Source organism: Paenibacillus sp. FSL F4-0236 (assembly GCF_038000135.1).
Taxonomy (GTDB): Bacteria; Bacillota; Bacilli; order Paenibacillales; family Paenibacillaceae; genus Paenibacillus_AQ.
This window is the reverse complement of record NZ_JBBOBK010000001.1, coordinates 4,423,435-4,438,936: the sequence shown is the minus strand read 5'-3', so window position 1 is coordinate 4,438,936 and position 15,502 is coordinate 4,423,435. Positions and strand designations below refer to the sequence as shown.

Here is a 15,502-nt window from a genome sequence, read left to right as displayed (position 1 = left end):
TAAAGAGGTGATTAAGATGAAAAAGCAGATAACCTCCACTAAGAAGCGAGAGCTTCTCTCCAGACCTAAGCCCAAAAGTATTCTGAATCCTAAAGCAGCAGCCCAGACCATCAACTTCGCGGTTATTGGGGATAGTCATGTGGGATATGGGAATAGCTCTAGCATTTTTAGAAATCTTTTGCCTAAAGCAGTAAGCAGCGGGAATAAGAGGTTTGTTATTTTTGGAGGAGATAACACGCAAGCGGGAGCGAATCATGGAAATAATGCAAATGCCTATTACAAGGACTTCAAGGATACAGTAACTAGCACGCTCGGAAGTATCCCCTATAAAGCATCGATAGGAAATTGGGAGGCAAGTACCCAGTCCTTATTCACGCAATATTTAGGTGCAGTAGAAGGGCAAATGAATTTCCCTGGGACACAGGGTAAGGTGAAGTACGTGTGGCTTAATTGTGCTCTGGGTCTGTTCACTCCGGGAAGTATAAATATATTGAAAAATTTAGATGATCAGCATTTTTATATTATTGATTTTCATTGGCCTTTAAAAGTGAGCGGGATCACGGTCGATCCTAGCCATGTATTAAGCGCGGCGGAGACTGCTAAGTTTTTTGCAGCTATTCCTACGAAAGTGAGGGATAAGGTGCTAGCTATTTTCACACATCATGGACATTTGTTTTATCGAAAGCTTACTAATATATATCCAGGTTATACAAATACAAAATTCTTTGTGTGCGGATGTTCGGGTGATTATAAATGTAAGCCGAGTGGTGATCGCGGTTATTACAACGCCACATTAACCATCAATGGTACGGCATTGAATGTCGATGCTTTTAAGGTAGCGGTCACTTAGTGAAGAAGTGGATGCGGTTAAAATAAAACGCTAATTTTCGGGAGATAACCGAGATTAGCGTTTTTCTTTTATTAAGAATAGCCCATTAACCATGGAGTCACAGGTAAATAGTAAGTAAGCAGGATTATTTAATATATTTGTATAATAGTTTATATATGTATTGAATAAATTTATTTAGGAGGGCTACCCATGAAAGAACTATTATTTCATTCTTTAGAACAGGTGGGTGTGTCGGCTTACGGTGTAGAGCGTATACGTATAGCAGCTGCACAAATGGTTGAAGACAACATCACGCCGGCACAAGTTATTGTTGCTGCGAGAAAGGGGACGCTACTGGTCCATCAAGCGAACGGGAAATTCGGTCCGGAGCTAGGCGCAGCGGAATTAACTGTAGATGCTATTTATCCACTGTGTTCCATAACAAAACTGTTTACGGCAACCGCTATAATGATGTTAATGGAACAAGGGAAGATTGGTCTAAACAGACCTGTTTCCGATTACATCCCCGAATTTACAGGTGAAGGCAAAACTAAGGTATGCGTACATCACTTATTGACACATACCTCTGGCCTGGAAGGTGAGGTGATTTGGCAGAACGGACAGTTGAAAAAGGAACAAGGAGAGTACCCTCCACATGAACCTAATCAAGATCCAGATCAGCATAAGTACTTATATGGCGGTTATGATGCACCGCTTAGTAACGAACCTGGTACGGTCATGTCTTATTGCGGGTATGGCTATGAGCTGTTGGGTGAAATCATCCGGCGCGTTAGCGGACAAGCTTATGATGTATTCGTAAAGGAAACTATTTTTCAACCGCTTGGCATGGAAAATACATATTATCGTGTACCCATGGACGTGCGGGACAAAGTAGTAAGACGTGCACCAGAAGCAGCGTGCGCGGAATGGGTGGACAGCGAGTATAATTTGAATTCCGTATCTGCGGGGGGCGGCGCTTACTCGACGGCTATGGATTTGGCTGTCTTTGGCCAGATGTTTCTTAACGGCGGGATATATAACGGAGTACGATTTCTTAGTCCAGTAACCGTAAAAGAAATGACCCGCAACCAAATTCCAGGCGTATCCTCACAATATAGAGACGAGGTTTTTCCAGAAGCGTATTGGGGGTACGGATGGGCGATTAATGGTTCGAAGCGTGACGGTGGAGATTTGTTCTCGCCAGAAGCCTATTCACACTGGGGCGCGGCAGGTCCTTTCCTCTGCGTTGATCCGATTTATCAGACAGTTACGGTGCATTTATCCGTAGAGCTAGATCACCAGAAGCCATTTAAAAATATGTATGTGGATTACTTCAATAATACTGTTCTGGCAGCCATCACTGATCTTTAATCCTCTTTTTAGTTTTTTTGTCGTGTCATCTATACTTAAAGCGTGCTTTCCCAGTTTCTTCTAAATTGTTTAGGGGTGGTGCCAGTATATTTCTTAAACACTTTGGTAAAATAGCTCTGGTCATTGAAATGTAGCCTCGTAGCGATATCAGATAAGCTAATGCCCGGTAATTCGATTAATCGTTTGGCTTCTACAATCCGCTCGAATTGAATAAAATCACTGATCGTGAATCCTGTTTCCTTCTTAAATAATAGGGAGAGATAGCTTCTGTTCAATCCAGCGACTTCAGCCAGCTTATCTAAGGAGAGTTCCTCATATAAGTGATTAAAAATATAGTTCTGACAGAGGGCCACGGTGCGCGAAAGTTTCGCCATCCGGCTCTCTTTGACATGGTCGGCGAAATCGCAAAGCGCATTAAGAATAGCATGATCTACAGCCGGAACATCCTTTAGTTCTTCGATATGCTGGATATGAAAGTCGCTGAGGGTATAAGAAATCTCCCAATACAGTCCTCCATCTATAGCTGCACGAGTAGCGAGCGTAATACAGGAGATCGCCAGATTTTTTTTGTTGCGTAAATGGCTCTTCTTGGAGAGAACTCCATAATTGTCTTCAGAGAAGGTTGCTTGGACACGAAGTAGCTCTGCTTTATTTCCATTTTTGATATGGTGAAATAGAGCTTTTTCCAGCATGGGTTCGTGGTGCAGCCATGTATTCTCACGTCGATAGGAAACATCCAAGTCCAGACTGCCTGCGGGAGGCTGTTTATGCTCAAGAGTTCGGGTGTCGAGTAGCAGTTCGCTAAGAGATAACGTCTTTCCGGTGACGAGCGAGTACATCAGCATAGCGGTATGGTAGACTCTCATTTTATTTAGCACGGTCAAGCTGCGGTAGTATTTCATCCATTGCTCTTGAAGCTTTAATGGAACTTCATGGTCACGCATCAGACTTGTCATATTGTCCTCTGAAAGGTGAGTATAAAGTGTAGGACCGATCACAATGCTTCCCCCGTTACTGCTGCCTGAGGGCAGATGGAGAAGGATGTAATTCTCTAGGAAGTTAGTGGTGCGAATGATCGGTATAGAGGCATTTGAGCTATCGTACTTAGAGTTGTTCTCGCTTTTAGTAGAGTCTGCAATTTCTGAAAGAAGCTCATTGAGGTTATGAACCCACGGGGCGCTCTCTGAAGAGGATGGCAGCGCTAGCTCGATTCTCCGATTGGCGTCTAGCAGAAACACAGGAATCTGCAGCGATTCATACAACACTTTACAAATATATTGAGCTCCTTCATGACCATCCAAATGATTCAACATTCTTTCAACCTCCTCGCCCAACCAGAATACCAAAAATACAATGATAATGCCATAAATCTAACATGAAGTAGATTAAAATGGGGATAGTATACATTCAGAGGAGGTATTTTTATGAAAACCAACATTCATGAACTCATATCACAAATGACCCTTGAGGAGAAAGCAGGACTCTGCTCAGGGCTTGATTTCTGGAATACAAAGGGCATTGAACGACTCGGAATCCCCTCTTTAATGGTAACGGACGGACCGCATGGTTTACGCAAGCAAAAAGAGAGCGCCGATCACCTCGGACTCCATAACAGTGTACCCGCGACTTGTTTTCCTTCGGCAGCAGGGATGGCTTCTTCCTGGGATCGGGAGTTAATCGGTCGTGTAGGTAAAGCACTCGGGAAAGAGTGTCAAGCAGAGAACGTTGCTGTTCTGCTCGGACCGGGAACAAATATTAAGCGCTCTCCACTGAACGGCCGTAACTTTGAATATTTTTCGGAAGACCCTTATCTTTCCTCGGAGATGGGTGGGAATCATATCAAAGGTGTGCAAAGTGAAGGGGTAGGCACCTCGCTTAAGCATTTTGCTGCTAATAATCAGGAACACCGGAGAATGTCTGTAGATGCTGTTATTGATGAGCGGACGCTACGGGAGATTTATCTGGCTAGCTTTGAAGGCGCAGTTAAGCAGAGTCAGCCATGGAGCGTGATGTGCTCTTACAACCGGCTAAATGGTGAATATGCCTCTGAGTGTGAGTTTCTCCTGACAAAGATTCTTAGAGAGGAATGGGGCTACGAGGGATTCGTCGTTTCCGACTGGGGAGCGGTTAATGAACGGGTGAAGGCTCTACAAGCAGGACTGGAGCTGGAAATGCCGTCAACCGGAGGCATTGGTGATGCCAAGATTGTCGCAGCGGTGCAAAGTGGGGAGTTGGCGGAAGAAACGTTAAATCTTGCAGTGGAACGGTTGCTTACCTTTGTTTTTAAAGCGGTGGAGAACCGTAAAGATAATGCTTCATTTAATGCTGATGAGCATCACCGTCTGGCTCGTGAAGTGGCGCGGGAGAGCATGGTTCTCCTTAGAAATGAGGAAGGCATTCTGCCGCTGTCAAAGCAAGGAACGATTGCGGTCATTGGCGAGTTTGCTAGAAATCCGCGTTATCAGGGCGGGGGCAGCTCACATGTGAATCCGACGAAATTGGACGATGCTTTTGAAGAGATGAAGGCCCTTGCAGGTTCTGCCGAGCTGCTATATGCGCAAGGATATGAACTGAATCATGACGGGATTAATGAAGCTTTGTTACAAGAGGCACGGGATACAGCGGCAAAAGGTGATGTAGCCGTATTGTTCCTTGGACTTCCGGATAACTATGAATCAGAGGGTTATGATCGTAGTCATTTGTCGCTTCCAGAGAGCCATAAAGCGTTGATCGAAGCAGTGTCTGAGGTGCAAAGCAATATCGTTGTTGTACTCAGCAATGGTTCACCCATAGAAATGCCTTGGATTCATAAAACTAAGGGGATTCTTGAAGGTTATCTAGGCGGTCAGGCTTTTGGCGGTGCAGTGGCAGATTTACTGTTTGGAGAGGTTAGTCCAAGTGGTAAACTGGCAGAGACCTTTCCGATGAAGCTGAGCGATAATCCATCCTTTCTTAATTTCCCAGGTGAAGGGGATACGGTTGAGTACAAAGAAGGCTTGTTTGTAGGCTATCGTTATTATGATAAAAAAGAGCTTGAACCGCTGTTTCCTTTCGGCTTCGGACTAAGCTACACAGCGTTTCAATACAGCAATTTGAGAATCTCCAAGAGCAGCATAAAAGATACCGAGAACATACAAGTTACGACCACCGTCAAAAACACGGGTACTCGCGCAGGAAAAGAAATCGTTCAGCTCTATGTTAGCGATGTGAAGAGCAGCGTGATCCGTCCACTTAAGGAGCTTAAGGGCTTCCAGAAGCTAGCGCTGCAGCCTGGTGAAGAGCAAGAGGTTTCTTTTGAACTGGATAAACGCTCCTTTGCTTATTACAACGTCAACATTGGTGATTGGCATGTGGAAAGTGGAGTCTTTGAGATTGCTATCGGTTCATCTTCGCGGGATATTCGTCTGACTGCTTCTATTGAAGTGGAATCGACTGCTCCGCTTGCATTAAGTTATCATCGCAACAGTACCGTTGGTGATTTGCTGGACAATCCACGCACGGCAGATAAAGTGAAGAAGTTCAGCAGTATTTTTGGCATGGAAGGTGCGATGGATGATAATCCGGAAATGTTCATGGCGATGATGAAATATATGCCGCTACGGGCGCTGGTTGGGTTCGGTCAAGGGAAATACACAGAAGAAGATTTAGCCAAGGATCTGCAAGAATTTAATGCTTTGGCTGTAGATTAGGAGATCAGAAAAGGCCTAGTCTGATCTTTAATAAAAATCTAATATAAGTAAGCCAGTAGTTCATATTACTCATTTATAATATGCACCACTGGCTTTTTTTATATTTCGTGTTCGGCTACCGTGATCCGTAAACTTGATGATTGTGGCATGATTTCATAGGTGTGCTTCAACGCTTTCTAGAAGGAAATCCGTATTCTTTAGAGCGCCACGCTACTAGTAGCGCAAGAATTAATAGAATAAACAGTACCCACGGGAAGGAGCGGACACCAACTGTTTCAATAAGAATCCCACCCATCACGCCGCCACCGCCGATAGCTAGGTTCCATGCCGTCACTAACATCGACTGGGCCACATCTGCACTTTCGCCAGCTGCTTCAGCAACTGCTGTTTGTAGCAAAGTAGCCGCTCCTCCGAACGTCAACCCCCATACAGCAACCACTAGATAGATCACTATGGGTTGGCTGCTGCTAATGCCCAGTGCAATGGATGACAAGGCGAAAGCAACGAGGCTGTTAAGAACCAATGGACGTAGTTTACGGTCGATCAAAATACCGATGACCCAGATGCCAATAAGCGCAGTAATGCCGAAAATAAGCAGTACCAAGTCAACGCGCTGGGTAAGCCCAGCCTGAGTAAGATAGGGTGCAATGTAGGTATACAGGATGTTATGTGCTAGCACCCATGTCAGAACGACAAACAGTACCGGCCGTACCCCTGGAATAACAAAAACCTTGTAGAGAGGGAGCCGCTTATCAGGAGCCTCCCCTGGATAGTCCGGTAGCTTCCAAAGTACCCAGCCGACCAGCATCAGAGCCAGTAGCGACATGATCCCGAAGATGGAGCGCCAGCCCACAAGAGTGCCAAGAAGTGTTCCAGCAGGGACTCCGAGTGCCAGAGCGAGAGGCGTGCCAACCATCGCTACCGCCATTGCTCGTCCCTTGAGTGACTCCGGCACCATGCGCCGGGCATAACCTGCTATCATGCCCCATAAGACTCCAGCGGATACGCCTGCGAAGAACCGAGCTGCCAGCGTAAGTATATAATTGGAAGAAAAAGTGGTGACGGTGTTGAATACGAGAAAACCAAGGATGCACATTAGTAGCAGTGGTCGCCGCCGCCATCCACGCGTCATGGTGGTTAAGGGAATCGCGGCCAACAGTGAACCAAGGGCGTACAAAGTGACAAGTTGACCCGCAAGGGCCTCGGAGACACCAAGCCCATCACCTATTTGGAGCAACAAGCCGGCCGGAATCGTTTCGGTAAGAATACAGATAAACCCCGTCATAGCAAGGGCGAGTAATCCTGCCCATGGTAAATGTTCAGAAGAGGGAGTACTGGAGGCACTTTGTGTGGCAGAAGTTGTGTTTTGGGTCATTGGAGAAGCACCTCTCTTTTAAATTGTAAAAAACTCAATGATACACACTCGAATAGGATTTACTAGACAGAGAGCCTAGACCGGTTCATTCCGGACCAAGGCTCTTTGTGTTCGTTCTTTATTTATTACGTCTATCATAAATGGCATCACAAAGGTCAACGGTAAACTGACCCGACATACCTTCTAGTGCAGTATTAGTAAATGCCACGACGCTGAGCTGTTGCTCGGGATCGACGAACCACGAATGACCATAGGTGCCACCCATACGCCATGTACCCGGGGATTCCGAAGTGTCTGCGGCGACAGGATCCTTCAGTACCGTAATGCCTAGGCCAAAGCCTCGTCCTGGCCAGAAGGCCATTGGTAGATCACCGATCTGGTTGGTCGTCATATCGTGAACCAGAGACTCTGGTAGCAGCGGTGCTCCGCCCTTACGTAATGTTTCCAGCAGCTGCAAAAAATCCCCAGCACTGCCGACCATGCCAGCTCCTCCAGAATGATAGGCAGTATCGTCAAGTGCTCGACCAGGGGCAAGCAGGAATCCAGCCGTTCCCTCCATAAAGGCAATACTGTCGGGATCATGTAAAGGCCGTGGCTCTGGAGTATCATTGGCATAGGAAGTAGCCAGTCGTTCTCGATTGACTGCAATAAAACCCGTGTCGCTCATGCCAAGCGGTTTTGTCACGAGTGAATGTACGGCCTCATTGAGCGGTGCTTCTGTGACCTTTGCAATTACTGCTCCTAGCACATCTGTCGCGATGGAGTATTTCCACTCGGTACCTGGCGTATAGAGGAGGGGGACAGAGGCAAGACGACGCAAGTTCTCTTCCAATGTGATGCCGGACTGATCCATACCATCTGATACCCCTGCTGACTGATAGGAACCATTCTCTTCTTGGAAAAATCGGTAAGAAAGGCCTGCTGTGTGCGTCATCAAATGACGAATCGTCAATGTCGCGAACTCGCCATTCTGCAAACGTGGCCGAAACTCTGGGAGCCAACGATCAACGCGGTCATCCAGCTGTAGTCGACCTTGCGCAACTAATACTAGGGCTGCCGTTGAAACGATAGGTTTGCTAACTGAGGCGAGCCGGAATAAGGCGTCTTCTTGCATAAGTCTGCTCATCTCGCGGTCGGCAAGACCGGCAGCGCGGCTATAAACCAGTTCCCCATCTATCGCCACTTTAATGACAGCACCGACCAGGCGCTTGTCAGCAAGGGTTCGATCAATTACTTCATCGATGCGACCTGATAACCATTCTGTATTTATTTTGTTTGAATCCAATATACTCAACATTCTTCATCCCTTCGGAATAGTTAAAGCCAGGAACACTTTACTATTGTAGGGTTATTATATATAACAAGTTATCTTGATTACATAAGGCAACTAAGTTAAATTAGCCTTATAACGGTTAATTACAAGCTAGTTTATAGGGGGAACCTTAAATTTAAAGGATGTGATTTTGATGGACCATATTGATAAGCAAATTCTTTTTCATCTTCAAAATCAAGCGAGAATTTCTATGACAGAGCTGGGAAAATGTGTCGGTTTATCGCAACCTGCAGTTACGGAAAGAGTTAGGCGTATGGAGGAGAAAGGCATCATCAGCGAGTATCGCACCATCATTTCCCCTGAAAAGATTGGAAAACATGCTGCTGCCTACATGTTATTTCATTCTAGGGATTGTAACGCATTTCTTGATTTCTGCCGCTCCAGTCCTGATGTCGTCGAATGTTACCGTATAAGTGGGGAACACAACTACTTATTGAAAGTAGTAACCGACTCTACACGAGCCCTCGAGGAGTTCGGTAATCAATGTGACAAATACGGTACCTATACGATTTTAATCGTGATGTCATCGCCAATCGATCATAAATTTCTTATACCTTCGCTTGAAGAAGCAAGCATCAACTTGCTGAGTTAGAATTGAACATTACTTCTGCCAGCCCTTCAACGCAAAAAGACTCTTCTATATAAATAGAGGAGTCTTTTTGATTGGAATATTTTTCAGGATAAATGGTTCCACAAATCGTTGTCGGTCCCCTTTACATTCAAATTAATTAGCTAAGACATTGCCAGTATCGCCTAGTTTCCAACGGCAGGTCATTATCAGTTTCTCACCCTCCAGTTCGGCTGTCAGCGTGCCACCCATTTTATTCATCAGACTTTTGGCGATGGAGAGACCCAGCCCGGAGGCTTGAGAAGATCGGGTACGGTCTGCGGTATAGAATCGGTCGAATAAGAGGTTAACATCGCTTCCGGCTAGTTCCTTCGCATCGTTTACTATCGTTAAATCAGCTGTTTCCTGCCGTCGTTCGAAACGGATTTCCACATACCCGGTCGCATGTTTGACCGTATTGACAAGTAAATTCTCGACAACTCTCCGCACAGCGGATTCATCGGCGTATACGGATACATTTTCCTCAGGTAGCCGTATATCCGGTGTAATATTACGATCGTTGAAGGAATCGTAAAATCCGACCAGAATTTCCGAGAGTAGGGCCGTCATCCCAAGCTTTTCTGTATGTAGAGGATAATCTAGCGATTCGATCAAGGAAAGCTCAAAAAAATCATTCAGCAGTGCCTGCAGCCGTTTCGTCCGATTTTTAACGATGGCAACATATTCAAGTTTTTCATCAGGGGTAGTTGACTCATCCTCCAACAGTTGAATATAACCGAAGATGGAGGTGAGGGGTGTACGGATATCATGTGAAATATTCGCTACAGCCTGACGGAATTCTTGTTCGACACGTTTTCGCTGGGCTTCCGCTTCGACGATTAAATCAGATTGACGATTGATTTGTCCCGCAAGCGCCTCAAGCTTCTGGTCGAATAGAGCCACATCGATTTTTTTACCGGTTGCTCGCTCGTTGTAGGTATGCAATTGCCCTGTTATCCGCCCTAGCTCTCGCCTTAACATCAACAAACGGAAAAGCAGGAGAGCTCCTGCCGCAAACAATATGATTGTCAGAATAAGCAACACTCTCCTGCACCTCCTATTTATTATTTGATTTCTTTTCTGTGGAATACGAGAATACCGAGTACCCCGGAAACGGCTATTGTCAACAACGGTACAAGTAAAAGCGCTGGCCAATCTCCACTGTCGATACTGGGCTTACCGATATCGCTCACCAGTTTGAAGATGGAATAATCGTACAAATTACTAAAGAAAGAGATCTTCGAACCTATACCAGCCAAAACCGTATCGATCATAAGGAAGAAAATCATTGAGAAGCCGATAGTTTTGCCGCTGTCGGTTAGGATTACGGTGAACAGCGCCCCGATGGCTGCGTAACCAGCTGTGTACAACAACGTTAGCCCGAGGGCTCGCGGTATAAAAAGTGTAGTGCTTCCTTCCGGCAGATGACCGAAGCCCGAAAGCAGCGTGACTTCGACTGTGCTGACAATAGGAAAGACGAGAGAAATCGCCATGGCCCCAACTGCGAATACGATTAGTTTTGCCGCGAACAGCCGGCCTCTGGTGTTGCCCGAAGATGCGATCGTCTTCATGACTCCTGTGGAATATTCGTTAGAGATGAAGAATCCAGCCAGAATGGCTACGCCGAATTTAATAATGTAGGCATTGCTTGAAATAAAGGTAGTCAGAAATTCAGCGCCGGTGATCTGAGGTTCCCCATTGGACCGATGATCAAAATAATATAGCAATGGGTAAGCAAGCGAGAGGACGGAAAGTGCCAATAGAAAAGTCCAAAATGATCTATTCTTACGGAGCTTGAAAAACTCAACTCTGATCAGATTATACATTTGGATTCCCCCCAATCCGCTTCGTAAAATAACTTTCCAAGTCTTCACCCATAGGCATAAACTTCTCGATCTCTAGGCCTGCAGAGAATAACGCTGTTGATACTTTACCTGGCTGCTCAATGCGGCTATACAACTTGATGGTTCCATCCTGCATCACTTCGAAATCGGTCGTACCCAGCTCGTTCTGAATGACGGCTGTTGCCTTGCCCGGATCATCCACTTTGATAAACAAATACTGCTGACATTTCTCGTTTAATTCCTCCGCAGTGAGTTGTTCAAGCAACTGACCGCGATGAATAATGCCATAATGACTTGCCATTAAATGCAGCTCACTTAGAATATGACTTGAGATCATTATCGTAATGCCAAGCTCACGGTTTAGTCGCTTGAGCAGTTCGCGCATTTCGACGACACCCATCGGATCTAACCCATTGGTCGGCTCGTCCAGAATCAGAAATTCTGGATCTCCCAGCAAGGCGATGGCAAGACCTAACCGCTGCTTCATTCCAAGTGAGAAATTCTTGGCTTTCTTCTTGCCGGCGCCCTGCAGTCCAACTTGCTCTAGCATTCTAGGAACGCAATCTTTGCCGGGAATACCACGTAGAATCCGGTTTGCTTCTAAATTTTCGCTCGCAGTCATATGGGGGAACAAAGCGGGACTCTCGATAATCGAGCCGATTCGCTTACGAGCCTGGATCAAGGCCTGCTCTTCACTGGCTCCGAACAGCTCGATCGTCCCCTGAGTCGGAAAAGCAAGTCCGGTCACAATCCGGATTAATGTTGATTTTCCAGCTCCGTTTTGCCCAATAAAACCATAAATAGAGCCTTTACGGATTGACAAATTGACTTTGTCCAGCGCTGTATGGCCCTTGAACTTTTTGGATAGCTGATTTGTTTTTAATACATACTCGTACATCTCGTCTTGGCCTCCTTTTCGTGATAGACCAAGTATAGAATTGAAAACATAAGAAGAGCTAAAGCCAAATCTTAAGAATGTCTTAAGGCTTGAGCCGATAACCTATGCCCCATACTGTCTCGATAAATTCGCTTCCTGGTGCGGCCTTGGTTAGCTTGCTGCGCAAATTGCTCATATGGACATTGACCGTATTGTCATCCCCGTAATATGGCTCGTGCCAGACCCTTTCGTACAAATTCGCTTTCGTGAACACCTTCTTAGGGGCCGACAAAAGCAACGAGAGAATCTCAAACTCTAGAGCTGTGAGCGTCAGTTCCGCTCCATTTGCCGTAACCGACATCGCATCTCGATGAAGTACAAGACCCTGATGCTGGAGCACGTTAGGCAAAGCCGATTGCGCAATCCGCGAATACAAACGTAGATGAGAATCGATCCGTGCAGAGACTTCCTCAACGTCGAAGGGTTTCGTAATGAAATCATCCGCCCCCGCCCGCAGGGCAGATACCTTGGTCTGGGGCTCACCCTTGGCTGAAATGATAATTACCGACATATCGTCCCGCCCGGCAATCTTCTCAAGTAGTTCCTCTCCCGACATGCCAGGCAGCATCAGATCCAGTAGCAACATGCTCCATTGACGTTGCTCCAGATAGAGAAGTGCCTCCGTTCCCGAGTAAGCAGGTTGGGGGATGTAGCCGCTTTTCTTAATAATGTTGCACAGCAATCGGTTGATGTCGCTGTCGTCCTCAGCAACGAGAATATGTATCGGGTTATTCATTTAATCTCCTTATTCCACCTAAAATAGGTCATTATTCGGATGAATTCCTATTAAATAGGATAGCAGGTTTTAGATTCTGTATCCAGATCCAGCCAATTTCTGCATTTTGGTTATTCAAATCTATATCACCGATTCTGGTGAGTTCATTTTTATATAACAAAGAGACTCTTCTATATAAATAGAGGAGTCTCTTTGCGGTGTTAAGGTATTTAGATAAATAGATTATGACTAGATTGATCGGCTTGACCGAGGTAATAACCTACGCCGCCAATTCCCACGCCGTCGATCAGTTCTTCACGGGTAATGCCCATAAGATCCATGGACATTTGGCAGGCAACGATCTCGACGCCTTGGTCGACAGCCATTTGAATCAATTCTTCCAAAGAAGAGACATTATTGTTCTTCATTACAGAGCGGATCATTTTGGAGCCCATGCCCATCATGTTCATATTCGAAAGTGTTAGCTTCCGACTGCCGCGCGGCATCATCGCTCCGAACATTTTACCGATAATATTCTTGTTCACAGGCACTTTCTCATCCTTGCGGATAATATTGAGACCCCAAAAGGTAAAGAACATCGTCACTTTTTTGCCGCTGGAGGCAGCTCCGTTGGCAATGATGAAGGAAGCGATCGCTTTATCCAGATCACCGCTGAATACCACCATCGTACTTGCATTACTAGTTTGGACGGGTTGTGCTCCTGCTGGTACGGAATCCGCGGTAATGCCTTTGCGCAGATAAGCTTCAATCATGCCAGTAGGCAGCTTCGTTAATTGCAAAAGCGTGTGCTTCGACATGCGAGCCCATGCCTTAATATCTTCATAGAATCCCGGATCGGAAGCCGTTACCTTTAAGACTTGCCCGTCCAAGAGAGGGTCCATGCTCATCTTGACTTGGATCAGCGGCCCAGGGCAGCATAGTCCGCAAGCATCAAGCACGGAATCAGGTGTTAGATCGGATTCTTGTTTGGCAGGGGTGGATACAGATGCGCTGGAGTTGGCTGCGAAAGCTGTAGCGTTGGCATTGCCTGCAGCTGAAGCAGTGTCAGTTCCCGCCGGTGCTCCCGTTGCTGCGATTTCTTTACGGGCTGCTGAAATACCTGCGTTTGGCGTCAGACTATCTTTTTTTTTAGGCGAGTATTTACTCAGTTGATATGTCTTATAGCCTCCGGTCAGATTCTTCACACGGAAACCTTTTTGCTGCAAAATCCGGGAAGCTGTGTAGCCTCTAAGTCCAACTTGGCAATACACCCAAATTTCTTTACTAGGGTCAAGCTCGCTTAGCCGACCACGCAGATCATCCACAGGGATATTAATGGACCCTTCAATATGACCGTTGGCATGCTCGATTTCCGAACGTACGTCAACTAAAATGGTATTGTTGTTGTCACGACCTTCTAAATCCTTAGGATCGAATACTGTAGTCATGCCTTTCAAAATATTTTCAGCAGCAAAGCCAGCCATATTCACCGGATCTTTAGCGGAAGAATAAGGAGGGGCATAAGATAGCTCCAACTCCGTCAAATCAGTGACCGTACCTCTAAAACGAATAACTGTAGCGATATCGTCGATACGTTTATCTACACCACTATACCCCACGGCTTGTGCACCGAGCACCGTACCTTTTGGATCAAAGATCAGCTTCATTGATATTGGAGTTGCCCCCGGATAATAAGTTGCATGAGAGCTTGGATGAACATAAATCACGTGATACGGTAAGCCCAAACGCTGTAATGTTTTTTCGTTATTGCCGGTAGAAGCACCCGTGACTCCAAAAACCTTAATAATAGAAGTCCCTTGTGATCCTTTGTAAGTAGTGCCTAGACCGCTGACGTTGTCCGCAGCAATCCGTCCTTGCTTATTGGCAGGACCAGCTAGTGGAATAGCAGTTTTAGTTCCGTTCACGAAATCAACCACCTCGACCGCGTCACCTACTGCATAGACCTGATCCAAATTTGTCTCCATACGCTCGTTGACTAAGATATGGCCGCGTGGACCAAACTCTAAGCCACTATCCTTCAGGAAAGAGGTATCCGGCGAAACGCCTATAGCCAGTAGAACCATATCACTTTGAAGCACCGTACCACTTGCCAACTGAACCTCTATTTGTTCACCAACTTCTGCAAACCCTTGGACCATATCGGAAAAAATAAGATTAACGTCATGCTCGTCGAGCTCTTTTGCCAAAATTGAAGACATTTCAGTATCGAACGGAGCTAAGATTTGTGGACCCGCCTCGATCAAGCTTACTTCCAGACCTGCTTCTCTGAGGTTCTCCGCCATCTCAACACCGATAAACCCACCACCGATCACAACGGCGGAACGAGTGCCTTCGGCTGCGACTTTGGTTTTGATTTTGTCGGTGTCGGGAATGTTGCGCAGCATGTGAATTTTGGAACTCTCGATACCAGGTAGATTCGGACGAATCGGTTTAGCGCCGGGCGATAAAATAAGCGCATCATAGCTCTCTTCATAGGAGCCTTTTTCTATACTTTCTACTCTTACTTTCTTGTTCACAGGGTCGATAGACACCACTTCACTTTGAATCCGAACATCGATGTTAAAACGTTTATGCATCGCCTCTGGTGTCTGAACCAGCAGCTTGGAGCGATCCTGAATGGAACCTCCGATATAATAAGGCAGTCCGCAATTGGCAAAAGAAATGTACGGATCACGTTCAAACATGATGATATGAGCCTCTTCATCTAATCTCCGAAGCCTGGCGGCCGCTGATGCGCCTCCTGCAACTCCTCCGACAATCAGTACTTTTTTACTCATGATG

12 protein-coding genes are annotated in these 15,502 nt (G+C 46.1%); 4 read left to right on the top strand and 8 right to left on the bottom strand.

What is annotated here, in order from left to right; genetic code table 11:
- Positions 1-16: 16 nt before the first annotated feature.
- Complete coding sequence (locus NSQ29_RS19950; protein WP_341061464.1) at positions 17-850, top strand: metallophosphoesterase family protein; 834 nt, start codon at positions 17-19, stop codon at positions 848-850.
- Between the two features lie 189 nt (positions 851-1,039).
- Complete coding sequence (locus NSQ29_RS19945; protein WP_341125905.1) at positions 1,040-2,200, top strand: serine hydrolase domain-containing protein; 1,161 nt, start codon at positions 1,040-1,042, stop codon at positions 2,198-2,200.
- Between the two features lie 35 nt (positions 2,201-2,235).
- Here NSQ29_RS19945 and NSQ29_RS19940 read toward each other — a convergent pair whose 3' ends face one another.
- A complete protein-coding gene (locus tag NSQ29_RS19940; RefSeq protein WP_341125904.1) occupies positions 2,236-3,513 on the bottom strand; it encodes an AraC family transcriptional regulator in 1,278 nt (425 codons plus the stop codon).
- 111 nt (positions 3,514-3,624) lie between these two features.
- On the opposite strand from NSQ29_RS19940, the gene NSQ29_RS19935 reads away from it, so the two are divergent.
- A complete protein-coding gene (locus tag NSQ29_RS19935; RefSeq protein ID WP_341125903.1) occupies positions 3,625-5,889 on the top strand; it encodes a beta-glucosidase family protein in 2,265 nt (754 codons plus the stop codon).
- Between the two features lie 166 nt (positions 5,890-6,055).
- On the opposite strand, the gene NSQ29_RS19930 is transcribed toward NSQ29_RS19935, so the two are convergent.
- Together NSQ29_RS19930 and NSQ29_RS19925 are read right to left on the bottom strand one after the other, a co-directional pair.
- Positions 6,056-7,264, bottom strand: coding sequence for an MFS transporter (locus tag NSQ29_RS19930; protein ID WP_340968076.1), 1,209 nt, complete (start codon positions 7,262-7,264; stop codon positions 6,056-6,058).
- A gap of 118 nt (positions 7,265-7,382) precedes the next feature.
- The gene (locus NSQ29_RS19925) at positions 7,383-8,561 is read right to left on the bottom strand and encodes a serine hydrolase domain-containing protein (RefSeq protein ID WP_340968078.1); all 1,179 of its coding nucleotides are present in this window, start codon (positions 8,559-8,561) and stop codon (positions 7,383-7,385) included.
- Between the two features lie 169 nt (positions 8,562-8,730).
- On the opposite strand from NSQ29_RS19925, the gene NSQ29_RS19920 reads away from it, so the two are divergent.
- Entirely contained in the window at positions 8,731-9,189 is a 459-nt protein-coding gene (locus tag NSQ29_RS19920) for an Lrp/AsnC family transcriptional regulator (protein ID WP_341125902.1), read from the top strand.
- Between the two features lie 132 nt (positions 9,190-9,321).
- Here the strand turns inward: NSQ29_RS19920 and NSQ29_RS19915 are convergent, their stop codons facing one another.
- The 5 genes from NSQ29_RS19915 to NSQ29_RS19895 form a co-directional block, all read right to left on the bottom strand.
- Positions 9,322-10,248, bottom strand: a complete 927-nt coding sequence (locus tag NSQ29_RS19915; protein WP_341125901.1) for a sensor histidine kinase — start codon at positions 10,246-10,248, stop codon at positions 9,322-9,324.
- A 20-nt stretch (positions 10,249-10,268) separates the two neighbouring features.
- Positions 10,269-11,030, bottom strand: a complete 762-nt coding sequence (locus NSQ29_RS19910) for an ABC transporter permease (protein ID WP_341125900.1) — start codon at positions 11,028-11,030, stop codon at positions 10,269-10,271.
- Positions 11,023-11,946: an ABC transporter ATP-binding protein gene (locus NSQ29_RS19905; RefSeq protein WP_341125899.1), complete on the bottom strand. Its 924-nt coding sequence runs from the start codon at positions 11,944-11,946 to the stop codon at positions 11,023-11,025. Before NSQ29_RS19905 ends, NSQ29_RS19910 begins: the two co-directional genes overlap by 8 nt.
- Positions 11,947-12,028: 82 nt before the next feature.
- Positions 12,029-12,721, bottom strand: coding sequence for a response regulator transcription factor (locus NSQ29_RS19900; protein ID WP_076284332.1), 693 nt, complete (start codon positions 12,719-12,721; stop codon positions 12,029-12,031).
- Positions 12,722-12,930: 209 nt separating this feature from the next.
- Entirely contained in the window at positions 12,931-15,498 is a 2,568-nt protein-coding gene (locus tag NSQ29_RS19895; protein ID WP_341125898.1) for an FAD-dependent oxidoreductase, read from the bottom strand.
- Positions 15,499-15,502 lie beyond the last annotated feature (4 nt).